Source organism: Companilactobacillus farciminis KCTC 3681 = DSM 20184, from assembly GCF_002706745.1.
GTDB classification, from domain to species: domain Bacteria; phylum Bacillota; class Bacilli; order Lactobacillales; family Lactobacillaceae; genus Companilactobacillus; species Companilactobacillus farciminis.
The window spans coordinates 218,919-242,636 of sequence record NZ_CP017702.1 but is presented as its reverse complement, the minus strand read 5'-3'; the positions used below and the strand labels follow the sequence as shown (position 1 = coordinate 242,636).

The window sequence follows — 23,718 nt, the reverse complement described above, 5'->3', positions numbered from 1 at the left end:
TCGTTAATTGTAGGTTTGTTTGACCAAAGTCGAAGCTGAAATCAAACTTGGAATCGTAATGACAATCGCCGCAATGATGATCAGTACTTGATTCTTTACAGGAATACCACTAGCACGGTGTTGTTTAAAGTTAAAAATCAGCGTTCCTAACATCGTGGCTAAAGCAATAAAGAATGTGTTGATTAAGAACAAATAACCAGCACTGAAAACTATTGACCATTTAAACTGACTTAGTCCATATCCTACAGTTGACAAAGGTGGGATCAAAGCTGTCGCAATCGCAACTCCGGGTAAAATATTTCCGGGGTCTTTTTTGGCTGAACCGATAATGCCGGCGACACCACCGAAGAACGCTACTAACACGTCCCAAATGGCCGGCTGAGTTCTGGCAATGATTTGTTCACTGGCATCTTTAATCGGCGAAAGTGAAAAATAAATCGTTGCCGCAATCAACCCGACAATCATTTCAATCAAATAAACCATGACGGCTTTTCTCAATAGTTTCGTATCACGAATCCCGACACCATAACCCATTCCGATGATAGGGTCCATAATTGGCGATATCAGCATGGCACCAATAATTACCGCCACCGAATTCATATTCAAGCCAACACAAGCAATTATTGTCGCACAAAATAACACCGCAAAATTCAACCAGCTAAGATTGAGATTTTGTCGGACGTGCTTGTCAATAATATCCGACTTTAGTAGTTGATCTTCTCCATCCATATCCATTGTTATCCCTCACAAATGTTTAGTTAGTTTTATTTTATTACATTTGAGTAGCTTAAAAAACATTTCCCGCACGCACAATCTGAAGATAGCTTTTTTCATCGTAATTTATTATTAATCAAATATTAATAGGAAAATACTATGAAGCAAAAAAAGCGAACCACTTTACAAAAATTAGGCAATGAACAAAGATTCCGTTTTTATGGGGAATTCAAAAAATATGATTTTAAATATACTGATTATTATAAGAAGCATGCCGTACCAACAATCTTATTACTCAATATTAAATTAATTAGTGAAAACACCGAAATATTTATGACTGATCATTTATGGTTCAATTTAACCAAGGGTTTCAAGCAATTAGGTTTATTGCATGTCGGAGATAAAATAAGTTTTAACGGTCGAGTAGCTGAATATACCAAAGGTTATCGAAGAAGTGATAAGGATTACGACATTATCCGTCCTACTAAAGTTAAATTAGAGGAAAATGTCATCAGACCTGAATGGTATTTGAAAGAAAGTTGGGAAATGTGTAACTGCATTTATGATATGTATGCCACCGACTATGAGAGTCGAGGGATTGCTAAACCTTATTCTTTCTAAAAAAATAAGCCTCAACAATCGAGACTTATCAATAATTTTATATTAGCTCATGAAATCTTCAGCCAAATAGTAAGTACCGTTCGAGTTATAAACTCCCAGACCAACATGAGTCATGTGGAAGTCCATTAAATTAGTGTAGTGATTGTACTCACCCGTTTCTTCTCTAAATGATTGCATCAAACTTTCAGCCATTTGTTCAGGTGTTCCCGTATAACCCATAGCAATATTTTCTGCTTCATAACCACCATTAGATGGGAAAGCTGTATAGCACATGGTTCCGTCTGGTCTTTGATGATCAAACTTAGTTGAAATTTCTTTAGCACGAACTTGGGCTGTATCAGTCAAAGCAGCAGTTTGTGTCAAAGGAGCGATTCCCTTAGTAGCACGTTCTTTGTTGATAGAATCTAACAAGGCAGCTTGGATACTAGCAACATCATTAGTTGGAGTAGTAGTCTCTGGTGTTTGATTAGTATCGGTTGATGTGTCAGTCGTATCATCTTTGGCACCTAAGTATCCAGAAAACTTAGAATCAATTGTCATAGTATCAACTGATTTATTAACAGTCATATGATCAGCACTGATAAAGTCACCGAGAGCAACTTCATAATAAACATTCCCATCGACATCTTTAATAGCTCGATCAACTTGCCACTTACTACCATTCTTTAGAACACGATACTTTTGAACGTCACCTTTAGTTTGTGTGAAGTACATTGGAGCATCACCGTTGATGATAGTACCCGTGGCTAATGAGTCATCTGTTGATGTGTTGGTGTTGGTATTGGTATTGGTATTGGTGTTATTGTTAGTATTTTCGCTATTGAAATTTTCGTCCTTAGAAGCATCGTGAACGTTGAAATTACTACTATTACCAAAATCTGCTACATAGGTTGGTTCTGGTAAAGCCATGTTAAATGACATCTTTGTAGCATCAGCGTATTCGTTGGTTGAAACTTGGGCAAATAATTGACCATCTTTGTTGACGATGTATTTACCAACGATCCAACCTGAACCTTTGGCTAAAGCACGACTGGACATGGCACCGTCTTTACTGTTGTATAAATTCAATTGAGTTGTGGTTGTTCCAACTAATTTACTTGATTGAGTCTGACCATTTAAACTCGAATCACTAGCTTTTAAATACTCATCAGTTGCGACCTGGTACATTGTTTCATTGTTGATTGTGACGATTTTACCAACGGCCCAAGCTGAATTGGATGCTAAAGCACGGTTTCTCAAAACTTGACCCTTGCTGTTATAAAGTAATGCGATTGAACTAGAGTGAACAGTTGCGACTGTTGAAGCCTGTGCCTTAGTTTGGTTAAACATTGCTGCTCCAGTAGTAGCTACTGCCAATGCGGCGAGAACTGCTGCTGACTTTCCCATAGAAAATTTCATGAATATAATCCCCCTTATTTTTTAATCATTAAATTAGAACATTATTCACCATCGATATCTGGCATACCATTGGCTATACTCTGAACATATTGTTTTTGATCCGCCGTTGAATAAAATTGTTTCTCCAAATCTTCTATACTCATCGTATGTTCAATTTCATCTGTGTTGTCAGTTTCTTCATTGTAACGTCTAGTCCAGTAATGAACCGTATTGCCATCAATCGTAAATCCAACATTAGAAGCTGAAGTTCCAGTACCAATCCAATATCTGCCACCAGAAGTATAAACGCTTAAAAATTCAAGACTTTGAAGATTAGTATTATGCGTACATAATTCATATACCATAGTTCCAATCATCTTTGGATCAGTAACGGTCTCTTTACTAGCAGAATCATCCGTCTTTGTATCAGAAGTATCCGATGAAGCACCTGAATCAGCTTTATAACTTCCGTCAACAATTGCATTGAAGCTTTCCTTCACTTTAGTATTCTTTGTCTCAAGTAAGTTAGGTGTTCCATCTCGACTTTGATCTACTAAAACAATTGGTTCACCATCGTGAAAGGTGAAGAAATATGTAATGTGATTTGGAAGTGGTGGTCTAGTACCATCATAGTTGTAAATAGCGACCACATTGTATGAGTAATTTCCTTTACCCGTCTTACTCCAGCCAATCGAACTATTTGTTCCTTCGACACTGACTTTTGATAAATCGTCTGGATAAGTCGTTCCTACTGAAGTCTTCAACGAATCAGTTCCATTGTATTTAACGTATGACTGCTTCATTGTTGGTGCCCACTGATTGATAAAACTCTCTAGTTGCTTATCTTTAGTATCATTCCACAATGTCGATTTTTGATCAGTAGTGTTTTTTTTCTTAGTTTTTGTCGACTTACTTTTAGTTGCCTTAACTGTAGTTTTCGGATGTGATTCACTCTTTGAACTATTTTGATTGCCACATCCTGACAACATTAAAGCCCCTAAAAATAAAGTTGCGACTAAACCAAATTGCTTGATTTTCATCTCACCTTTTCCCCCTAGTTCAAGCTTTCACGTTGATTATACATCCATCCTCATTCGTTTAAAAAGTACTAATATAAAAATTTTTATGTTTATTAAGGAATTAATGGTCAAAAAAAATACCTTTGAATTTAATCAAAGATATCTTTTAATTATTTGAGTAATTAACTATTTTTTCTCCGGCATTTTTACCGTAAACAATTTTTTGAACATTCTTAGCAATTTCCGCAATTCTTGAGAAACCACTCAAACCACTTTGATTGTGTCCATTGGTCATGATAACAAGAACGTACTTTTGACCGTTTGGTAAAGTGACAATCGCCGCATCATTGTTAGTATCATCAAGAAAACCGACTTTATCTTGAACAGTCGTACCTGAGTTAGCTTGGGCTACGCCAGTTGGAATCCCGGTTCGATAAATTTGCTTGCCCATTAAATTGAGTAACTTTTGTTGATCAGATGAATTCTCAAACGAACCAGTTCCATTAGCCAAATCTCTTAACAACAGTTCTAAGCTGTAACTAGTAGTTTGGGCTGCTTGACCATCTTCAAAAACATTGTCGTAATAACCTTGCTGCTTCAAGTAAGAACTGATCGTATCAGCTCCATAATTATCAATCTGTTCTTCCGCAAAGTCATTTTCACTATTAACAATCATCTTAGTAAAACCAGTATTATTCTCACTAGTCCAACTAAAATTGCCGTTTTGTTTTTGACCCATCAAAAAGGCTGACAGATACAACTTGTAAGTACTGGCGGCTGTCTTGACTGTCGAAGCATTAGACTCAACTTCCAAACTACCGTCTTGGTAAACTTGATTGTATTCGCTATTAGAATTACTGTCATCATTTCCTAAATTATAAAAACTAACACTCGCCGTTCCGTCAGCAGTCACGGCATTTAAATAATTAGTCAGATTAGTTTTGATAATCTTGCGTTTCTTCTTAATGGCCTTAGTTACTTTAGAATTGTCGTTACTATTCGTCGAAGCCTGTGAATTGCTGTGATAGTAGCTAAATCCGGCAACTAACAAACAAACCACTAAAAATAAACGTAAATATTTTTTGCGTCTTCTCTTTTGAACTCTTATGAGATTACCTCATTTCCTCAATTACAAATCTTTCAGTAATTCCATTATACGAGCCATTTTGAGAAATGATTTATACGTTTTCTTTACGTTATTTTTACATTCGGGCGTTTTGTTATCGATTTGCAATAAATGTAAAAGCTTATTTTACCATCATCTACGATCTTTTTTAAAATGGCAATCTGTCATCCGCTTCTTCATCCCTCGTAGCAAATTTATCAATTTCATACAAAAGTCTTAAAATAAAACCTTCATTTGTAATGCTGAAATCACGAACCTTATCTGCATAACTCATTTCTGGTTCAGAGTCGTCAAAATGCGTCAATGTTTCGCTAGCATCTTTTATACTGGCCTGAAGACTTTGATTAATAATATTAGCTTGTCTTTCTTTCATCCACTGCTGAGAAACAACATAATTCAATAAATTAGCAACTTCTTTATTTCTAGCTAAGCAATAATCTTTTGTCATAACTGGTTGTGAAAGACTACTAATAATTATAGTTTCTTCAATAACTTTACGATTCCAATTATTAGGGGTTAGGCGATAACAATCATAAATTTGCTTTGACAAGTTTCTCATATATTCAAAAAGATTAGCTTGAATGATACGTTCTTTGGACGCTTTATTATACGCATTAATCCACTTATCAATAGTTAGATCAATCTCATAAGCAGTTTGCCAACTCCACTTTTTTAATCCCGTCTGCACATTATTAAATCTTGGCAAAAAATAGAGTTCATTTTCCTTCTCAAAATATTCTAATAAATCTTGCAGTTGTTCTCGTGACATTTCCAATTTATTTTCAGTTACCAAATAATTAAAGTAGGCTTTCACAATATTATATACAGCCAACAAAGCTCCATCTACTTCTGGATTATAACTATATTCAGAAGTATTTTCTAATAATACTAAAAACTTTGAAATACTATCTTCATCCCATGATTGAAGTAATTCAAAATCGTCAATCACCTCAATCGTCATTTTTAATGTTGACTGTGGATAATTATATAGAACTTTATATTCACTACTCTGCGTAAATTCCAAAGTTACTCTCCTATCCTCTCAACAAATTTATCGCCAAAATACATTTTATCTAATAATAATAATCGTCCAATGTATAAGTAATTACAGGAGTTATGTGCAATTTATATTTTTCAACTAAATCGGCTAACGCCTGTCCGTCTATCAAAGTCACGGTATTATTTCCTTGAGTAGCTTTCTTTTTAGCTTGATTCGTAAAATGACTCGTGGTGATAAAAATGCCATATTCTGCATTAAAACCATCCATTACTCCTTTAAACTTATCAATTTCTGGTTCGGAGACCGCTCCTTGAGTATATCTTTTACATTGGACAGCTACTCTACTCGTTCTAAATTCATCAGACGTGAAATACCCAAAACCATCAATACCATGATCCCCTGACCTAACAATTCCCATTTCCTTATCAATAACGACACCCATTTTAGAAATGAGTAATCTAGAAAAGCTCTCAAATTTTGCTGGTTCAAATTCCATTAAACATTTTAATAATTCTGACTTCCAATTAAGATCATCTGTATCTTCTTTTTCGGCAGCATCATTCGTACCAGATGCTTCTTTAGTTTTTCTCTCATTATTTTTCTGTGATTTCTTTTTCCAGAAATCAGCTATAATTTTTTCCTGCTTAGCAGTCGGATAATTATCTAAATTATCAGTTCTTCCCAAATCGGTTAAAGTTATATCTTTTCCACGTTCTAATTTTTCTACATATCCGACACTATACAAACTTTTCATACCAAAATTAAAGTCAAACATAAATGGTGAGTAAGATCCTGTTTTCCCCATCTTTGTTGAATACACATCATTGTACTTTATTCCACAATATTCATTATCAGATATAGTTTTTCTAATAGATTTTCTATTGGCTACTCCACCTAAATCACGTAAAGCCATTATTATTGATTTTTCTACTAAGGTTCTTTTACTTTCCATAAGGTTGCCCCCACCTATTTAAACTTATAATCACTACAATCTTACCAATAATGTTCAGAAATAGTCTAAAATTCTAGCATCATGCTTGTGAGATTTGTACTAAAGCGTAAAAAAAACATCCTCATACGAGAATGTTTTTAAACTATTTTTCTATTTCATCAGAATCTTTAGAATCTTTGATTTTTTTAGACCGTTTTGAATGTGGAACTAACTTTTTAGAAACTTTCAAAACCTTATTAGCTCCTATTGCAGTTCCATGACCAACTTTATTAACTAAGGCTTTAGCGGAATCTTTGCGAGATTGTTTCTTGTGAATAATGTCCGCTAAAATTCTTTTACTTTCTTCTAATCCCTCGTCATCTAGATAATAAACTTTCACAAAACCACCCGCTGGCAAGACGGTTTTGGGCTTAGGGACAGTTTTCATAACCGTATCTGTTTTAGTAGTTGCCAATTTAATATCTGGATCAACCTTTACAAAAGCATATTTAAGGCCTATCGAATCGAATAAATCTTTTGTCTGATCCAAACTTAAACCATTGATATCTGGCAGTTTAATATCAAATTGATGGCGTTTATTACGTTCGTCTATTTGATGATTAGTAACCTCGGCTGTGGAACTGATTATATTACCAGCAATATCTATCGTTTTATTTAAAGTTTTGCCTAGTTTTGAAATTCCTTTGGAATCCGTTAACTTGTCTACTGCTTTAATAAATTTGTCCATTTTACCATCTTTTGCCGACATAACCGTTCCCATCCTTTCAAAAAGATATAGTGTATTTATCTATATTTAATTTTAACAATAATAACCGAAAGCAGAACAAAAAGCATCCCTGAACTTAATCAGAGATGCTTTTAATCTACGGAATATTATTCCCACTCAATAGTTGCGGGCGGCTTAGAAGTAATATCATAAACTACACGGTTGACGTGGTCTACTTCGTTTACGATTCTTACGGAAATCTTTTGCAAGACATCCCAAGGAATTTGAGCGAAGTCAGCTGTCATACCGTCGATTGATGTAACGGCACGGATACCGATTGTATAATCGTAAGTTCTACCATCACCCATAACACCAACTGAACGAATACCTGGTAAGACTGTGAAGTATTGCCAGATTTTTTCGTCTAGGCCGTTTTTAGCGATTTCGTCACGAAGAATCCAGTCACTATCACGAACGATTTGTAACTTATCTTCGGTAACTTCACCGATAACACGAATTCCAAGACCTGGTCCTGGGAATGGTTGACGCCATACTAATTCATGAGGCATGCCTAGTTTTTCACCTAGTTCACGAGTTTCATCTTTGAACAATGTACGAAGAGGCTCGATCAACTTGAAGTGCATGTCTTCTGGAAGTCCACCAACATTGTGATGAGATTTGATTGTTTGAGCAGTACTTGTACCACTTTCGATAACGTCAGTATAAAGTGTACCTTGGGCCAAGAAATCAATTCCATCAAGCTTTTGAGCTTCGTCATTGAAGACTTGGATAAATTCGTTACCGATAATCTTACGTTTCTTTTCTGGATCAGTTACACCAGCAAGTTTGTCTAGGAAACGTTTTTGAGCATCAACTTTAATGATGTTCAAACCAAACTTACCTTCCAAACTGTCCATAACTTGGTCGGCTTCATTCTTTCTTAGAAGACCGTGATCAACGAAGATACTTGTTAATTGTGTACCGATAGCTTTGTGTAGCAAAACGCCAACAACAGAAGAATCAACACCACCTGATAGTCCAAGAAGAACCTTCTTGTCACCAACAGTGTCACGAATCTTTTGAATTTGTTGATCAATGAAATCATCCATTGACCAGTTAGCTTCTGCGCCACAAACGTCAAATGCGAAGTGTTTCAAAATTTCTGAACCGAATTCAGTATTTCTAACTTCGGTATGGAATTGAACACCATACATTTTACGTTCGTCATCAGCGATTGATGAAATAGGTGCATTTTTACTTGTAGCTACTACCTTGAAACCAGTTGGTGCTTCCTTAACAAGGTCACCATGACTCATCCAAACGAATTGCTTTTCTGGCAAGTCTTTGAACAATACAGCATCCTTATCAGTAACTGTAATATCAGCACGTCCGTATTCACGGTTATCAGCTGATTCAACTTTTCCGCCAAGGTTATAAGACATCAATTGCATACCGTAACAAATACCTAAGATAGGAATACCTAGCTTGTAAATGTCTTGGTCGATTGAAAAGGCATCTTTATCGTAGACACTCATTGGTCCACCAGAAAGAATAATACCTTTAGGATTGATTTCTTTAACTTCTGCAGCAGTAATAGTGTTTGGTAGTAATTCAGAGTAAATTCCAATATCTCTGATACGACGAGTAATCAATTGGTTATATTGACTACCGTAGTCTAGAACGATGATGCTATCAGCATCAGGCCATTGCTTGCTCAAATCAATTTCCCCCATTTTTTTATTTATTCTATTGTATACGAAATCACGTTCCATGTCATATATTGTATACGCTTAATATTTTCTTAGATAAATTTTATCGATCTGATGGTCTTCAGATTTGTGCAAAATCAGGTCGGCTCGATTCATTGTCGGCTTAATATAATCGCGCAAATTTGGATAGTTGATTGTATCCCAAACGTTCTTTGCCATATCCATCGCTTCTTTTTCAGGCATCCGGGTAAATTGGTAATAGTAACTGTTAGGATCGTTGTGAGCTAGATCCAATAACGTTTCAAAACGATTCAAGAACCATTCTTCAATATCATTTATTTCAGCGTCAATATAAATTGAAAAATCAAAGAAGTCACTGACATAAATCTGTTCGTTCTGAGGCAATTGTAATACATTGATACCTTCAACGATCAAAATATCTGGATTGTCAGTTTCTTCATACTTTCCTGGAATAATATCGTAAATGTTATGTGAATAAAGTGGATACTTGATGCGACCACCTTTAGTTTTGACGTCGCCTAAGAACTTCAAGAGTTTGCCCATGTCATAAGTCTCTGGGAAACCCTTTTTGTCCATTAAATGACGTTCTTTCAAAATTTTACTAGGATATAAAAATCCGTCGGTCGTCATCTGTGACACTTTATACTGCGGATAAGCCCGCTCCAACATTATTTTTAATAATCGTGCCGTGGTACTCTTCCCAACTGCTACTGAACCGGAAACACCAATAATAAACGGAACTTTTCGAGTGTCTCCACCCAAAAATTCAGTTTTTAATTTGGTCAACTTGCGATAATTCTTCAAATAAATATGAAGTAAATGGCGGATTGGCGCATAAATCGAACGAACGTCATCGATTGAAATTTCATCGTCCAATGACTTGATTTTACGCAATTCTCCATCAGTAATCGCCTGCTTGGTATATTCACCGTGGAAGTTTTCCCATTGCTTTCGAGTAAATTCATCATAGTTAGCTAAACTTTGCATATTGTCAAACCTACTTAATATAATAATTAACTTTTATTAGATTTCTGGTATTCTAGTATAGTATAGAACTTTTTTGAAAAAGGAAACAATATATGAAGAGAATAGTATTATTTGGGGACTCGACCATGATGGGTTTTCGTGATGGCAAAGCTAGTGATATCTTGGCTAAACGCATCCGAAAAGACTTTCCTGGTTATGAAGTCATTAATATGTCGATTTCCGACTATAAGACCAATAATGCTATGACACGTGTTGATCGAGTTAAACGTCTGAATCCTGCCGTAGTAATTTTAGGATTTGGCGTCAACGATATTTCGACAGACGATGAAATCAAACCTGGTAAATTTGCGGCCAATTTGACTAACATAATAGAAACTTTAGGATCAAGTAAAGTTATTTTATTATCTCCTCCTTATATTGACTGGATCAAAGATCCTACCAGACCTTGGACCCGCCAATTACAATTCGAGTTGGTAACGGAACATTTGAGCAAGCAACTAGACGTATCGTATATCGACTTGCTACATGACATGGCAAATTGCGATAATCTTAATGACTTGCTACAAGCAGACGGTTTGCACTTTACCAAGCAAGGTTATAGCCTCTTAGAAGACGAGTTAATACCAGAAATTAAAGCCACATTAACTAATAATCAGTTAGTGTCGAACTAAAGGAGCACTTTATGGATTTAAATATTCCTCAAAAATATTTTATTTTATCGTGTAACGAAAAAGGTAGTATTCGTATTTTTAAGAATACCAGACGTCGTGCTTATTTGGCGGAAAGTTCATTCTTTGATCTAGCGCTAAATGACATTATCGATTTGACTGACAACAGTGTCATCATTAATAAGGTTTTGCCGGATGACAAAAAATATTTGAACGAATTTTTCCAAATTATCAACAAAAATCAAGGTAAAAGCGTCACTCACGTTTTGCGAGCCATGGCTACCAACGAAAAGATCACCCGAGCTATTTATAATGAAATCGGCGATTCTTTAGTTGATCAAGTCGACGTGACAAAGGCTGTGACTGGTTTAGTTTTCAAAACTAACAATTACTTGCCTAATAGAAACGTCAAACGTGATTTAGTTTCTGACTTGCGTAAAGAAATCCTGACGGCGGACAAAATTTCACCAGAGGCTTTCGCATTGTTAGCTACACTTTATGGCAACCACGACTTGAAGTTTTACTTCTCACAATTTGAACAAAAACAACTCAAAGATAAGATGGCTTTGTATAACAATGATCCTACTTACGAGAAATTGTTCGAATTGTCGAAACGTTTGAACCGCGTTACTTTGACACTTTTGAGTTAAGGAAAACTAAGGGCATCCTCTTGTGAGGGTGTCTTTTTTTATAAAAGGAGAAAACTATGAATTTTACTCGTCTACATTATTTTTGCGACGTCGCTCGTCTGCATAGTTTTTCAAAAGCTGCTGATGAAAATTTCATATCTCAAACAGCTATCAGCCAACAAGTTGCAAAATTAGAAAAAGAACTTAATGTCACATTAATCGACCGTAATAAATTGCCAATCGAATTAACTCGAATTGGCGAAGTAGTCAATCGCCGTTCTTTAATAATCCTCGAACAATACGGCGTTTTAAAGGGTGAGATTGCCCAATTACGTCAGACTCAAAATACTTTAACTGTGGCCTACCCTAATGGTGCTGTAGAACCCGTCGAGCAACTAGTTTTACCTAAAATTCAAACTATCGATGATTTAGAGTTGTATTTAGTAAAAAGTGATTTAAACGATATTCAAGATAAACTACTAAATCAAACCGTCGACCTAGCAATTACCTTTGACTCAGAAATCACCGATAAAGACCAATTATCCACGATTAATCTCGCTAAAGGAAATTACGATGTTGTAGTCGGAACCAACCATCCCTGGTATCAAAGAAAGGCCATTAATCCTGAAGAATTGCTCAATGAAAGAGTCATTTACGTCGCCAATCGCCCAAATACTAATTCCTATTTAAAAATGCGCGATCATGCTAAACAAGATAATGTTCCACTTAATATCGTAGCAACTGTTTCTGACATAGATACTGCTTTTTTATTAGTCCAACTGAACAAAGGGATTACTTTCATGCCCGATTATAAAAAAATCTCAAGTGAGTTCAATAATCTTCATCGCATTCAAATAAAAAATACCAAACATACTTATAAAATTTGTTTGGCTTGGCGAAAAAACAATACTAATCCCGATTTACAAAAAGTTATTAGTCTATTTAGAAGATAGAAGCATTCACTTATACCATACTTCAATTCCATGTTGGATATTGTTAATTTATTCACATAAAATGAACTTAACAATTAATCAAAGGTGGTATTGAACTATGGACAAATATATTTTTACTGGTGTAGATGGCAATTTCGGTGGTATAGCTGCAGAAACAGCCATTAAATTGCTCGACAAGTCTCAATTAATTTTCACCGCTCCTACAGAAAAAGGAATCGCAAAATATCGTGATCAAGGCTATGAAACTCGCGTCACTGACTTCAATGACCCTGATGGTTTAGCCAAAGCTTTTCAAGGAGCTAAAAAAGTACTGCTTATTTCCATGCCTTTCGTGGGTGAAAAACGTCGTCAAGCTCACAAAAATGTTGTCGATGCCTGCGTTGCTAGTGGCGTTCAACAAATCGTTTATACTTCTTTAGTTAATTCAACCGACCCAACTAATCCAAGTATCGAAAAATTAGACCATGCTTGGACAGAATCTTACGTTGAAAATACCGAATTGGATTATATTTTCCTACGTAATTCTCAATACGCTGAAGCAATGATTACTAACTACTATACAATGGCAAAAACTGGTGTCCTAGCTAATAACCAAGGTGATGGTAAGATGCTTACATTTCTCGTCAAGACTGTGCTATCGCTGCCGCTTACGCTATGGCCTCAAATTTGGAACACTCAATTTTAAACATCAATGGACCAGAATTAATGACAATTTCTGACTTAGTAAATATCGGAAACAAGGTTACTGGTAACGATGTTAAATACCAAGAAATCACTGATGAACAAGATTATGAAGTCTTCGATAAAATGGGTGTTCCTCGTACTACCGATGGTAAATTCAAAAAAGACAGTTCTGCTCCCTTCTCATCAGATGGTATGGTAACTTTTGGTAAAGCCATTCGTGAAGGTAAAATGGGTACTTTCTCTAAAGACTTCTTCAAGCTAACTGGTCAACAACCACGTACTGTTCTAAACATGTTTGAAAACTCTGATGAATATCAAATCGGTGCACGTCATTCAGTTGATGCATAAAATTTTGTGAGGTAGAAAAATGAATGAATTACAAACAGATATAGTAGTCGTCGGGGCTGGGGCCTCAGGAATTGGAGCTAGTCTTGCCGCATCAGAAAATGGTGGAAAAGTTATTTTACTAGAGAAAGGTGATAAATTCGGTGGTGCCGGCATGTTTGGTGCTCAAGGTTTATTCGCTGCTGGCAGTAAATTGCAAAAGCAAAACGGAATCGACTACTCCCCTAGTGATGCATATAAGGAAATGCTTAATTATACTCATTACCGTTCTAATACCCGTTTGACAAAAGCCATCATCAACAAATCAGCTGATACAATCGACTGGCTAGCAAAAAATGGTCTACAAACAGAATTAGTGAATAATACTCAAGAAGTTCATCAAGAACACCCCCGTGTTTATCATCAATACATTGATAAATTTGACGGTTTCCAAAAACTAATGAATAACTTCACTAATAACGGTGGACAATTACTAACCAAAACTGTTGTTGAATCAATTAATTATTCAGCCGATAATTCAATCAAATTAATCATCAATCAAGATGGCGACAGTAAACAAATAACTTGTTCTAAAGTGATTTTCTCCGATGGTGGTTACGTTGGAAACCAAGAAATGGTCGATAAATATTTAACTATCAACAGTAAAGACCTTTACAGTATGGGCGAACGCAAAGCTACCGGTGATGGTATTAAGATGCTGACGGAATTGGGTGCCGACAACAGTGGCCTAGGTGTTTTTGAAAATCACGCTGCATCAGTCGTTTCTAAAACTGACCCTAAGTGGCACAACAATACTATCTTCTCCTTAACCAATTTACCTTTCTTGTGGTTGAATCGTCGTGGCGAAAGATTCGTCAATGAAGATATTGTCTACGATTTCGCCTTGTGGGGCAATACTACTTACACTAACGGCGGATACTATTATTTCGTACTCGATCAACCAACAATCGACTATTTGAAGAATAACCAATTAAATTGGACTGATTCTTTTGAAAGAACTTTCAAAACCCTTTCACACGATCCGATGACTCATGCCATTGGTCCTTTTGAAAATATTGATTCTGACCTACAAGAAGCTATTGACCAAGGTGCTGCCGTCTGTGGCGAAAGCATTGAAGATCTAGCTGAGAAATTGAATCTTGACCCTACTATTCTTGAAAAGAATTTTGAACAATACAATCATGTCGTATCTGAAAAAACCGATAGTGATTTTGGTAAGGATTCCGAATTTTTGAAATTTAATATTTCGAAAGCTCCATTCTATGCCATAAAAGCTCAATCAACTACTTTAGGTACTATTGGCGGAATATCTGTCGATGATAAACTACACGCTTTAAAGACTGACGGACAAGTTTTGCCTAATTTATTCGTTACTGGAAATAATGCTAGTGGTATGTATGATACTTCTTATCCAACCCTTGAAGGTATCAGTTGTGCCTTTGCTTGGAACTCTGGTCGAATTGCTGGTGAAACAGCCGTTAATGAACTAAAAAAATAAAAATATTCTCTAAGTATCAAAAAAGAGGTTAGTTGCAATCGCAATTAACCTCTTTTATTATGCTTTAAAATCGCCATGGATAACGACTTTCATACCGTATGGTACATTCTCATAGACCCACTTACAATCGGGAACAGACAAGTGAATACAACCGTGTGATGATGGTTCTCTACCCAAAGTCTTGGCAATCGACTCGACATAGTTTCCTTGTTCATCAGTTGGTGTTGTATGGAATAAATACTCGCCGTGATTTAAGAAGGAAACCCAATAATAAGCACCTAATTTCAATGGTTGAGTATAAAAGAATTCCCCACGTTCACCTTGAATGTGATAAGTACCCTTTGGTGTGGCATCCTTTTTACCGGTTGAGGCATACATTTCGTAAAGAACTGTCTTGCCTTCCTTGATGTACATTCTTTGTGTCGCAATATCAACATCGATAAAAGCATCTGGATGTTCTGATAAATTAGGATAGTCCTTCTTTTCTGAAGCTGTATTATAATCAAAATCCTTCAATGGCACCATGTCTTTGTCATCTTTGACGTTTTTAGGTGAAGGAACTTCCTTTTTGGGAGCTTTCTTTACCTTAGCTGAATCTTTAGCTTCAACTTTGACATCTTTAGTCTGACTAGCAACAGCTTGATAGCCCCCGTATCCTAGTGCTGCAATGAAAAGTACGATAATAGCAATTCCTGATATTTTTTTATAATCCATATTTTATCCCCAAACTCGTAATAACATAGTAATCATTATACATGGTATATAAAAGAGTTCAAGGACGTACTAAATTTCACTCAAAAGAAAAAAACATCTACCAGAATATGACTTTAAAATCACATTTTAATAGATGTTTTCGTTAAATTAAGCTTTCTCTTCAATTTGATAATATTTCTCCGGTACGCGTTGCAACAATTGTGACAATTCTCCAATCGAAGTAATCGTCAATCTATGCATAGCACGAGAAGCAATCGTATAAACTAACTGTTGCTCATCTTCATCGAATTTGTCCTTTGAAGCATCCCACATAATGACTGCATCAAATTCCAAACCTTTAGCCAAGAATGATGGCAAGACGATTGTTCCGGTTGCTAAACGTTGGTTTTCAGAACGAATCAAAGTAGATTTAACACCTTGCTCACTTAGCATCTTGTGCAACTGATCGGCATCCGCTAGCGTTTTGGCAATGATAGCTGTTGTATATTTGTGCTCATCATTAGCCTTGATTTGCTTGATAACTTGTTGAACCGATTCTGCTTCCGATTGAGCTTGCAAAAGGTTTGGTAAATCACCATTTCGATTGAACGGTTCAATTTTTTGTCCATTCGTCAACATTGCCTTCGTAAAGTCCGTAATTTGTTTTGTGGAACGATATGAATGAACTAGTTGTACTACTCGAGTCTCATCGGCATCAAATAAACTTTGGGCTTCAGAAAGTAGTGTTTGACTGTTCTTCTTAGTAAAGATTGATTGATTCAAGTCCCCTAGCATTGTGTAACGAGCTCTTGGGAATTTGTATTTCATATAAGCTAGTTGGAATGGAGTGTAATCTTGAATTTCATCAATAAAGACAAACTTCATTTCCAATTCACCGTGCTTACCAGTTACTAAATCATACAAATACAAGTATGGACTGAGGTTATTCATTGAGATCTGTTTATTATTAAAGTTTTGAATAAAGTCTGTGACGTACTTCTTCCACTGTTCATCAGTAATACCATGTTTTTGTAAATCGATAATCTTTGGTACGGCTTTTAAGAAATTCAAATAGTTGGTAGCGACATTCAAGAAGCGCAATTGCTTAATATACTTGTAAACGCCTTGCATCATAGCAGTTACGATCTTGCGAGCTAGGAATTTTCTTTCTTCATCGCCATTTTTGAATTCTTGATCTGCAGTTACATATAGAGCTTGCAGTTGTTCTTTGCTCAAATTTTCGATTCGTTCAGAAACCCACTTCGAGCGCATTTCTGAACCAATTTTACGACGTAGCATTTTAACTAGTCGATCAACTGTCGCATCCAAACGATTTCCCAAGTTGTATTGAGGACCGTAGCTGTAATAAATCTCTTGAATCTTCTCTTTAGGAATGAAGACTTTGTCTTGGAATTTAATATCCTTGAAGGCCATCCCGCTTTGTCCTAATAACTTGCTGTAGTTAGTCATAATCTTGAAAAATTCAAGGTCAGAGACAAATTTACCAACATTCTTGCTCTGTGTATCAACGACAGTTTCAAACTGTTCTGAGAGTGTTTCTACACTTAAATTAGGCAAACGACGAGCTAAGAATTGCTTATAAGTCATTTGAACCATGTTTTGTTCACCCATTTCAGGCAAAACATCTTTGATATAGTCATTAAATAGTGAGTTTGGTGAGAACATAACCACTTGACTAGAAGTTAAAGTTCCACGATATCTATATAGTAAGAATGCGATTCTTTGCAAGATAGCTGAAGTTTTACCAGATCCGGCAGCTCCTTGAACGAACAATAATTTAGACTTAGTATCACGAATGATCTTGTTTTGTTCAGTCTGAATAGTCTTGACGATACCCTTCATGTGAGTCGAAGATTTACCATCCAAAACTTCTAGTAGCATTTGATCCCCAATAGTTTCTTGAGTGTCAAAGTAAGCTTTGATTTTGCCATCTTCAACTAAGAATTGACGTTTTAAGAATAAATCAACCGACTGTTCGCCATCTGGTGTTTGGTAAGTAACTTCGCCCAATTTTCCGTCGTAATAGATTGAAGAAATTGGTGCTCGCCAGTCATAAACTAAGAAATGGTCTTTTTCATCAGTAAAAGAACTCAAACCGATATAAACTGATTCTTTCTTAGGTTCGCCTTTTTCTTGGAAATCTAGTCGTGCGAAGAAAGGTGTCTTTTCCAGTTTCTTTAAAATATCCAAACGTTGACGTGATTGTTGCCAACTGTTATTTCTTTCATCAAGCATTTGTTGTTGTTGATGAATCGAAAGGGCCGCATCCATCGAAATTGAGTCGCCACTGACACCTAAATGAATGTCATCAAAAGCATCATTAATAACTTTTAGATCTTCTTCAGCAACGGTAATGTGTTCTTGAAGTTTAGTTTCAGACTTCTTGATTTTATCAACCACATCATCGAGATGTGCTTGTTCAATTTGTTTTTCATCTAATTCACTAACTTTAGATTTATCTGTCATCATAACAACCTCTTAAATTAAAGTTATATAATGTTACCATTATTGACTAGCGATTTCAAAGAAGAGCTGCTATGACAACAAAAATACCACAATGAATATTCCATCACTGTGGTATTAATTATTACTATTATTTATTTTTTATCAGCATAACTATAGTAATAAAAACCGGCAACAAAAATTAATCCACCGATGATATTACCTAGATATACAGGAATAAAGTTTTGAAGGAACAATCCCCAAGTACTGCCACCCTCAAAAATCGCTGCGGGAATGATAAAGCAATTAGCAATACTATGTTGGAACCCTACTGCCACAAAGATCATGATAGGAAACCAAATTCCCAAAATCTTTCCAGCTGCATCTTTGGCTCCAAAGGACAGCCAAACAGCCAATCCGACTAACCAATTACAGCCAATGCCAGAAATCAAAGCCGACCAAAAACTAGCATCAGTCTTGGCACTCGCGATACTTATCACTGCTTGTTGGAAAGGTCGTGCATGCGTCAATCCCACCACGTGACCAAAGAAGTAGGCGACAAAAATTGCACCGATAAAATTAAACAACGTAATTACCAACAAATTTTTTAAATAATCTAACAAGTGAGCTTTTTTATCGAATAGCGACGTTCCAACTGCCATCATATTTCCAGTCGCCAATTCGCCACCAGCTAACAAAATCACAATCAAACCAATTGGAAAGACTGCCCCACCAACTAAGGCTTTGACACTGGCTAAATCCTTTGGGATCGAAGCCGTCACCCTCACGTAAGCGAGAAATCCTAATGAGATCATCGCCCCACCGATAAAACCTAAAATCATTTTAGCCAACAAAGTTTTTTTCAACTTGTTAGTTCCTGCATTGATACTCTTTTGTAAAATTTCTTCCGGAGTAAACATAATTAATCCCCATATTTAGATTTGGTGAATTAAAAATACAGCATACCACGAACAAGGTCAATGGATTTTTCGTAAATAGTTCGGATAACACGTATACATAAAAATAACGCAAATCGATTATGATTTACGCTATTTTTATTTAATTATTTTTCTTTTTCGATATTTGAATATTCCAAATGCGGCAATAACTACACCAACACCAGCCAAAACATATGGACCTGTGCTACCGCCAACTGCCGTGATAATTTGCATCCCTAATTGCGGCGTCTTCATACTAATATCTTGTCCTGCCATTGATGCAGCATCCAATTCTTCATAAGGAATTCGACATTCCATAACCGCATAGTCATACCCAGGACCAACGAATCGGTGAACGATTGCCGGCGAATTGACTAAATTCCTATCACCATTACTATTGTCCTGCAATAAGACTTTAGTATTTTGATTGGGCTTAATATCCCAAGCATTTTTGATATAAATCACATGTAAACGATTTCCAATTTTTAGTTGGTAGTCAACAGTTTGAAAGCCCAAGTTATCTTTATGACTCTTCGATGTACTGACGTAATAATAAATATATTTATCATCAGCCAATAAAGAGGCCTCTTTCACAGGACCAAAATCATAGTAAACATCATGTTTTGGCTTATCATCCCAATCCGAAAATTTACCATCGATCTTAATATTAAAATCATCCGTTGCGGCTGACACAACTGTTGGTTCTAACGACATCCCCACGCCAAATAAAATCATTAATGTGAAAATTATTTTACGCATATTTACCCCTTTTAGACATGTTTACTAAAATTAATCTATACCAATTACAAGGTACTATATAGGGCGAAAATAAGCAATACAATAAATATATTTATAACAAAAAAAGCCAGCTTTTCAGCTAGCTTCTTTAATCAATCGATCATCATCAACCGATCAGCGTCTAAGATTTTAAATTCATTATTACTAATTTTTTCGATCATACCCTGTTTAGTCAATGATGTGAGTTTACGACTAATCGTCTCAGGGGTCGTTCCTAGATAAGTTGCGATATCTTTTTTCTTGAGAGGCAATTTAAATACCTCTTGATCCAAGCCGGCGCTAGTTTCTAGTAAATAATTAGCTAAGCGGCTTTCAACACTGGCAGTCGTTACTTCAGTTGTTTGTTGTTCCAACTGAGCAATTCTCTTACCTAAAGCGTTGACCATATTAACAGCCATCTCGGGAGTCTTCGTCATCAATCTTTGGAAATCCCCTCGAGAAATTTGGCAAACGTCAGTTTTCATCAAGGCTTGAGCAAAACTATTGTGATCACTATTAGTAAACAACGCTGCCTCACCATCAAAATCACCTGTTTGCAAAATTCTTAGCATCTGTTCTTTGCCACTAGCAGCCATTTGGAAAACTTTTGCCTGACCATGAGCCACGATGATCAATGAATCAGCTTCATCTCCAGCAGAGAATAAATACTCACCAGTCTTATAGTGATGGTGTGTCACCAAAGTTGCTATCGTATTCTTATCATCTTTTGATAAATTGTCAAAAATCGAAACTAATTCAACACAATCCTCAGCTGTGTGGTCATGCGCTAGTTTTGCCATTAATTATCGCTCCTTAGTCAAAGTCCTCATCGTCTTCTTCTTCAAAGCCTTCCTTAGCTGACTTGCCAAGAAGTGCTTGATAGATTCTGATTTGGTGGTTATTGAAACCTAACAATTGAACCAATACTTGTTCCATGAAAGGACGGTCTTCTTTTTGAGCCAACTTGATAGCACGAGTTACGAACATGTTATCAGTTGTGAAGTCGTCAACAACGGTTTGAAGCATATCTTCAGCCTTCAAATACTTGTTCTTACCGTCTTCTTCGATCATAGCGTATTCTGAATATTCTTTCATAGTTGAAGGAGGTAACTCACCCTCGTCCAATAATTCATCGGCTATCTTATCATACCAAGCGTTGTTTTCGTCAATTGTTTGATTCAAAACAGCCTTGTAGTTTTCAGCGTTGGCACCTTTAACGAACCACTTTAGTTGGTGCAATTTGATGTTCAATAGGAAATGGTTAGAAACGATATGTCCTGTCATTGCTCCAGCCGTTGGTTTGTGGTGATCTACGTCGGCTTGTTTTTGTTCTGCCGCAAACTTTTCATCGATTGTTAATTCTGTCATTATGCAAGCTCCTTAGTTTTAACTTTTTTAACTTCGTATCCTAAATCTGTAATTACAGTTGATAGGTCATCCCCTGTAACTTTACTTTGATCAATATCGGCTCTAACTTTACCAGCATTGAAGAGGACCTTAACGTTTGAAACGCCATCTTGATTTTCAACTGCTTTTCTAATCTTTGTCATACATGATGGGCATGTCAATGCGCCTAATTGTAAAATAACTTTTGCCATAATTAAATTCCTCCATATTTACAAAATCTTTGCTAGTGAAGTTCTGAATTACTCACGAGCTGTAAATGTTTCAAATCTTGCAACACTTACAGCTCGCAAGTAACCCGAAGATCACTTGCTCAACTAACTTACAAATACCATTGTAATTAGTTAGCCGGACTAACAACTTGATTTGAATCAAGTTTTGAAGATTTATTTCCAATTAATCTCATTGCGTTGAAGATAACTACCAAAATACTAATTTCGTGAACGAACATTCCACTACCCATATGGATAATACCAACGATCAAACCTAACAATAGTAAGGCAACTGTTCCAACCGCGATGACGATGTTTTCTTTAGTATTAGCAACAGTCTTCTTGGATAAAGTATAGGCATGTGCTAATGCATCAAAACTTGATTTAACCAGGATAATGTCAGATGTTTCAATAGCAACATCAGTACCAGTACCCATTCCAATACCTATATCTGCAGTAGCAAGTGAAGGTGAATCATTGATACCATCACCAACGAAAGCTACGATACTACCTTGTTCTTGGAACTTCTTAACAAATTCAACTTTATCTTCTGGTAATAATTCAGCGTGAACTTCATCGATTGGAAGTCTTTCGGCAACACGTTGTGCAGCAACTTTGTTATCACCTGTCAACATAACTACTCGTCTCAAACCAGCATCCTTAAGAGCTTGAAGTCCTTCTCTAGCATCTGGTCTCAATTGGTCATTAACACCAACGACTAAACGTAATTCTTGATCGATTGCCATCAAAACAACGGAATCTCCATCATTCATACGGCTGTTGATAGCTTTTCTTTGTGCATCAGAAATCTTGACATCGTTGGCTTTCATCAAACGTTCATTACCAACTAAAATCTTGAAATCATCATTTTGACCAACTAATCCTTGGCCTTTAACAGTATCTAATTCAGGCAATTTTGGTGTATCAGTAATTCCTAAATCATTGATATATCTAACAATAGCTTGACCCAATGGGTGATCAGAAGTCTTTTCAACTGCTGAAAGCAAGCCTAAATCTTCGTTCTTATCTTTACCAAAGTTGTCGATATCAGTAACTGACATCTTACCAGTAGTCAAAGTACCAGTCTTATCAAGGACTAGAGTATCAACGTGTGAGAATGTATTAACGGCGTTTCCACCTTTCATCAAAATACCATTCTTAGCACCATTACCAATTCCGGCAACGTTAGAAACTGGAGCACCGATAACTAAAGCACCAGGGCATCCTAGAACTAAAACGGTGATAGCTAGTGGGAAGTTTTGTGTAAAAATCCAAACTAAAATACCAATAACTAAAACTGCAGGTGTGTAATATGTAGCGAACTTATCAATAAAACGAGCGGCAGGTGATTGACTATCTTGAGCTTCTTCGACTAATTCGATGATTTTACCGAAAGTAGTATCTTCACCGACAGAAGTTGTCTCAATAGTGATAGTTCCGTTATCGGCGATTGAACCGGCAAAAACCTTATCGCCATTACTCTTTTGAACGGGTGTTGATTCACCTGTAATTGAAGCTTCATTCATGTAGCCAGTTCCATCAATAATCTTTCCATCAACAGGAATTTGACCACCTGGTTTAACTAAAACGTGGTCTCCTTCGTCCAAATCATCAACGTCAACAGTTTCAGTAGTACCGTCCTCGTTGACCAATTCAGCAGTTGTAGGAGCCATCTTCGTCAAACTCTTAACTGAAGAACGTGTCTTTTCCAAAGTCTTTTGTTCGAGGTAACTACCAAAGAGGAATAAGAATGTAACAACGGCTGATTCTTCATATTCTCCAATGATAAAAGCCCCTATAACAGCAATCGTAACTAGTAATTCAATACTAATAACTTTATTTTGCAAAGCACCGAAGGCATGCAATGCAACTGGGATTGCCCCAATGATACTAGCAACGATCATGAAGACTGTTGCTACAATTTCAAGATGCAACAGATAACTTGAAATCAAACTAAGCGCAATCAATACAGCGATTGATAAGGTCATCTTATTTTGATGTTTTGAAATCCATATATTTAATTTTGTCATTTCGCTTTACCTCTCTCTTAACTTACAAGACATATTCTAAAGGGTAAGCGGGATTAAAAAATTGATGCGGGTCAAGTTTAGGAAAAAGATTCTTAGTTTTAGTTTGGTTTGGTTAAATATTCCGTCGTCCGCAAAAGCCCTGTGATTGGCTGGAACGCTGCCGACGCGATTTTGAGCTTTTGCATGGCCCCA

General features: G+C 36.3%; 24 protein-coding genes. 7 read left to right on the top strand and 17 right to left on the bottom strand.

Annotation, left to right across the window (positions count from 1 at the left end; genetic code table 11):
• Positions 1–3: 3 nt before the first annotated feature.
• Positions 4–735, bottom strand: coding sequence for a DUF389 domain-containing protein (locus LF20184_RS01150; protein WP_050783071.1), 732 nt, complete (start codon positions 733–735; stop codon positions 4–6).
• A gap of 138 nt (positions 736–873) precedes the next feature.
• Here LF20184_RS01150 and LF20184_RS01145 point away from each other — a divergent pair, with 138 nt between their 5' ends.
• Positions 874–1,335: a hypothetical protein gene (locus tag LF20184_RS01145; protein ID WP_010018885.1), complete on the top strand. Its 462-nt coding sequence runs from the start codon at positions 874–876 to the stop codon at positions 1,333–1,335.
• 42 nt (positions 1,336–1,377) lie between these two features.
• Here LF20184_RS01145 and LF20184_RS01140 read toward each other — a convergent pair whose 3' ends face one another.
• The 8 genes from LF20184_RS01140 to coaA form a co-directional block, all read right to left on the bottom strand.
• A complete protein-coding gene (locus LF20184_RS01140; RefSeq protein WP_010018888.1) occupies positions 1,378–2,733 on the bottom strand; it encodes a CAP domain-containing protein in 1,356 nt (451 codons plus the stop codon).
• Positions 2,734–2,774: 41 nt separating this feature from the next.
• Positions 2,775–3,752 carry an Lreu_0056 family protein gene (locus tag LF20184_RS01135; RefSeq protein WP_082607441.1) on the bottom strand — a complete coding sequence of 326 codons (978 nt, stop codon included), beginning with the start codon at positions 3,750–3,752 and terminating at the stop codon, positions 2,775–2,777.
• A gap of 145 nt (positions 3,753–3,897) precedes the next feature.
• On the bottom strand, positions 3,898–4,791 hold the full coding sequence (locus tag LF20184_RS01130) for a serine hydrolase (RefSeq protein WP_235699460.1): 894 nt from the start codon (positions 4,789–4,791) through the stop codon (positions 3,898–3,900).
• A 214-nt stretch (positions 4,792–5,005) separates the two neighbouring features.
• The gene (locus LF20184_RS01125) at positions 5,006–5,881 is read right to left on the bottom strand and encodes a hypothetical protein (RefSeq protein WP_010018892.1); all 876 of its coding nucleotides are present in this window, start codon (positions 5,879–5,881) and stop codon (positions 5,006–5,008) included.
• Positions 5,882–5,930: 49 nt separating this feature from the next.
• Positions 5,931–6,809, bottom strand: a complete 879-nt coding sequence (locus LF20184_RS01120) for a restriction endonuclease (protein WP_010018893.1) — start codon at positions 6,807–6,809, stop codon at positions 5,931–5,933.
• A gap of 142 nt (positions 6,810–6,951) precedes the next feature.
• Positions 6,952–7,557, bottom strand: coding sequence for a PASTA domain-containing protein (locus LF20184_RS01115; RefSeq protein ID WP_010018894.1), 606 nt, complete (start codon positions 7,555–7,557; stop codon positions 6,952–6,954).
• Positions 7,558–7,682: 125 nt separating this feature from the next.
• Complete coding sequence (gene guaA / locus LF20184_RS01110; protein ID WP_029606459.1) at positions 7,683–9,248, bottom strand: glutamine-hydrolyzing GMP synthase; 1,566 nt, start codon at positions 9,246–9,248, stop codon at positions 7,683–7,685.
• Between the two features lie 57 nt (positions 9,249–9,305).
• Complete coding sequence (gene coaA, locus LF20184_RS01105) at positions 9,306–10,232, bottom strand: type I pantothenate kinase (protein WP_010018896.1); 927 nt, start codon at positions 10,230–10,232, stop codon at positions 9,306–9,308.
• 92 nt (positions 10,233–10,324) lie between these two features.
• On the opposite strand from coaA, the gene LF20184_RS01100 reads away from it, so the two are divergent.
• The 6 genes from LF20184_RS01100 (at position 10,325) to LF20184_RS01080 (ending at position 15,009) form a co-directional block, all read left to right on the top strand.
• The gene (locus tag LF20184_RS01100) at positions 10,325–10,903 is read left to right on the top strand and encodes an SGNH/GDSL hydrolase family protein (RefSeq protein WP_081454081.1); all 579 of its coding nucleotides are present in this window, start codon (positions 10,325–10,327) and stop codon (positions 10,901–10,903) included.
• Between the two features lie 11 nt (positions 10,904–10,914).
• Entirely contained in the window at positions 10,915–11,550 is a 636-nt protein-coding gene (locus tag LF20184_RS01095) for a GPP34 family phosphoprotein (RefSeq protein ID WP_010018899.1), read from the top strand.
• Between the two features lie 56 nt (positions 11,551–11,606).
• Positions 11,607–12,482, top strand: a complete 876-nt coding sequence (locus LF20184_RS01090) for a LysR family transcriptional regulator (RefSeq protein WP_010018901.1) — start codon at positions 11,607–11,609, stop codon at positions 12,480–12,482.
• Positions 12,483–12,579: 97 nt separating this feature from the next.
• Positions 12,580–13,167: an NAD(P)H-binding protein gene (locus LF20184_RS12910; protein WP_029606460.1), complete on the top strand. Its 588-nt coding sequence runs from the start codon at positions 12,580–12,582 to the stop codon at positions 13,165–13,167.
• Positions 13,149–13,514, top strand: coding sequence for a Rossmann-fold NAD(P)-binding domain-containing protein (locus LF20184_RS12905; RefSeq protein ID WP_236906330.1), 366 nt, complete (start codon positions 13,149–13,151; stop codon positions 13,512–13,514). Before LF20184_RS12910 ends, LF20184_RS12905 begins: the two co-directional genes overlap by 19 nt.
• A 19-nt stretch (positions 13,515–13,533) precedes the next feature.
• Positions 13,534–15,009, top strand: a complete 1,476-nt coding sequence (locus LF20184_RS01080; RefSeq protein ID WP_010018902.1) for an FAD-dependent oxidoreductase — start codon at positions 13,534–13,536, stop codon at positions 15,007–15,009.
• Between the two features lie 57 nt (positions 15,010–15,066).
• On the opposite strand, the gene LF20184_RS01075 is transcribed toward LF20184_RS01080, so the two are convergent.
• The 8 genes from LF20184_RS01075 to LF20184_RS01040 form a co-directional block, all read right to left on the bottom strand.
• Positions 15,067–15,723 (bottom strand): L,D-transpeptidase, encoded by a 657-nt coding sequence (locus LF20184_RS01075; RefSeq protein ID WP_010018903.1) that lies wholly within the window; start codon positions 15,721–15,723, stop codon positions 15,067–15,069.
• A 147-nt stretch (positions 15,724–15,870) separates the two neighbouring features.
• Positions 15,871–18,189 carry an RNA polymerase recycling motor HelD gene (gene helD / locus LF20184_RS01070; protein WP_010018904.1) on the bottom strand — a complete coding sequence of 773 codons (2,319 nt, stop codon included), beginning with the start codon at positions 18,187–18,189 and terminating at the stop codon, positions 15,871–15,873.
• A 131-nt stretch (positions 18,190–18,320) separates the two neighbouring features.
• On the bottom strand, positions 18,321–19,085 hold the full coding sequence (locus tag LF20184_RS01065) for a formate/nitrite transporter family protein (protein ID WP_010018905.1): 765 nt from the start codon (positions 19,083–19,085) through the stop codon (positions 18,321–18,323).
• A 135-nt stretch (positions 19,086–19,220) separates the two neighbouring features.
• Positions 19,221–19,862: a Firmicu-CTERM sorting domain-containing protein gene (locus LF20184_RS01060; RefSeq protein ID WP_010018908.1), complete on the bottom strand. Its 642-nt coding sequence runs from the start codon at positions 19,860–19,862 to the stop codon at positions 19,221–19,223.
• 131 nt (positions 19,863–19,993) lie between these two features.
• Positions 19,994–20,680 (bottom strand): Crp/Fnr family transcriptional regulator, encoded by a 687-nt coding sequence (locus tag LF20184_RS01055; protein ID WP_010018910.1) that lies wholly within the window; start codon positions 20,678–20,680, stop codon positions 19,994–19,996.
• 13 nt (positions 20,681–20,693) lie between these two features.
• Positions 20,694–21,248 (bottom strand): ferritin-like domain-containing protein, encoded by a 555-nt coding sequence (locus LF20184_RS01050; RefSeq protein WP_010018911.1) that lies wholly within the window; start codon positions 21,246–21,248, stop codon positions 20,694–20,696.
• Positions 21,248–21,478 (bottom strand): heavy-metal-associated domain-containing protein, encoded by a 231-nt coding sequence (locus tag LF20184_RS01045; protein WP_010018913.1) that lies wholly within the window; start codon positions 21,476–21,478, stop codon positions 21,248–21,250. Before LF20184_RS01045 ends, LF20184_RS01050 begins: the two co-directional genes overlap by 1 nt.
• 146 nt (positions 21,479–21,624) lie before the next feature.
• The gene (locus LF20184_RS01040; RefSeq protein WP_010018914.1) at positions 21,625–23,526 is read right to left on the bottom strand and encodes a heavy metal translocating P-type ATPase; all 1,902 of its coding nucleotides are present in this window, start codon (positions 23,524–23,526) and stop codon (positions 21,625–21,627) included.
• Between the last annotated feature and the right edge of the window lie 192 nt (positions 23,527–23,718).

What these genes read in the sequence shown, in the direction of transcription:
- LF20184_RS01055 (WP_010018910.1), bottom strand. Translation starts at nt 20,680, where the DNA reads ATGGCAAAACTAGCGCATGACCACACAGCTGAGGATTGTGTTGAATTA.
- LF20184_RS01100 (WP_081454081.1), top strand. Translation starts at nt 10,325, where the DNA reads ATGAAGAGAATAGTATTATTTGGGGACTCGACCATGATGGGTTTTCGT.
- LF20184_RS01150 (WP_050783071.1), bottom strand. Translation starts at nt 735, where the DNA reads ATGGATATGGATGGAGAAGATCAACTACTAAAGTCGGATATTATTGAC.
- LF20184_RS01065 (WP_010018905.1), bottom strand. Translation starts at nt 19,085, where the DNA reads ATGTTTACTCCGGAAGAAATTTTACAAAAGAGTATCAATGCAGGAACT.
- guaA (WP_029606459.1), bottom strand. Translation starts at nt 9,248, where the DNA reads ATGGGGGAAATTGATTTGAGCAAGCAATGGCCTGATGCTGATAGCATC.
- LF20184_RS01090 (WP_010018901.1), top strand. Translation starts at nt 11,607, where the DNA reads ATGAATTTTACTCGTCTACATTATTTTTGCGACGTCGCTCGTCTGCAT.
- LF20184_RS01060 (WP_010018908.1), bottom strand. Translation starts at nt 19,862, where the DNA reads ATGCGTAAAATAATTTTCACATTAATGATTTTATTTGGCGTGGGGATG.
- LF20184_RS01075 (WP_010018903.1), bottom strand. Translation starts at nt 15,723, where the DNA reads ATGGATTATAAAAAAATATCAGGAATTGCTATTATCGTACTTTTCATT.
- LF20184_RS01120 (WP_010018893.1), bottom strand. Translation starts at nt 6,809, where the DNA reads ATGGAAAGTAAAAGAACCTTAGTAGAAAAATCAATAATAATGGCTTTA.
- LF20184_RS01050 (WP_010018911.1), bottom strand. Translation starts at nt 21,248, where the DNA reads ATGACAGAATTAACAATCGATGAAAAGTTTGCGGCAGAACAAAAACAA.
- LF20184_RS12910 (WP_029606460.1), top strand. Translation starts at nt 12,580, where the DNA reads ATGGACAAATATATTTTTACTGGTGTAGATGGCAATTTCGGTGGTATA.
- coaA (WP_010018896.1), bottom strand. Translation starts at nt 10,232, where the DNA reads ATGCAAAGTTTAGCTAACTATGATGAATTTACTCGAAAGCAATGGGAA.
- LF20184_RS01045 (WP_010018913.1), bottom strand. Translation starts at nt 21,478, where the DNA reads ATGGCAAAAGTTATTTTACAATTAGGCGCATTGACATGCCCATCATGT.
- LF20184_RS01140 (WP_010018888.1), bottom strand. Translation starts at nt 2,733, where the DNA reads ATGAAATTTTCTATGGGAAAGTCAGCAGCAGTTCTCGCCGCATTGGCA.
- LF20184_RS01040 (WP_010018914.1), bottom strand. Translation starts at nt 23,526, where the DNA reads ATGACAAAATTAAATATATGGATTTCAAAACATCAAAATAAGATGACC.
- LF20184_RS01080 (WP_010018902.1), top strand. Translation starts at nt 13,534, where the DNA reads ATGAATGAATTACAAACAGATATAGTAGTCGTCGGGGCTGGGGCCTCA.
- LF20184_RS01115 (WP_010018894.1), bottom strand. Translation starts at nt 7,557, where the DNA reads ATGTCGGCAAAAGATGGTAAAATGGACAAATTTATTAAAGCAGTAGAC.
- LF20184_RS01095 (WP_010018899.1), top strand. Translation starts at nt 10,915, where the DNA reads ATGGATTTAAATATTCCTCAAAAATATTTTATTTTATCGTGTAACGAA.
- LF20184_RS01145 (WP_010018885.1), top strand. Translation starts at nt 874, where the DNA reads ATGAAGCAAAAAAAGCGAACCACTTTACAAAAATTAGGCAATGAACAA.
- LF20184_RS01135 (WP_082607441.1), bottom strand. Translation starts at nt 3,752, where the DNA reads ATGAAAATCAAGCAATTTGGTTTAGTCGCAACTTTATTTTTAGGGGCT.
- helD (WP_010018904.1), bottom strand. Translation starts at nt 18,189, where the DNA reads ATGACAGATAAATCTAAAGTTAGTGAATTAGATGAAAAACAAATTGAA.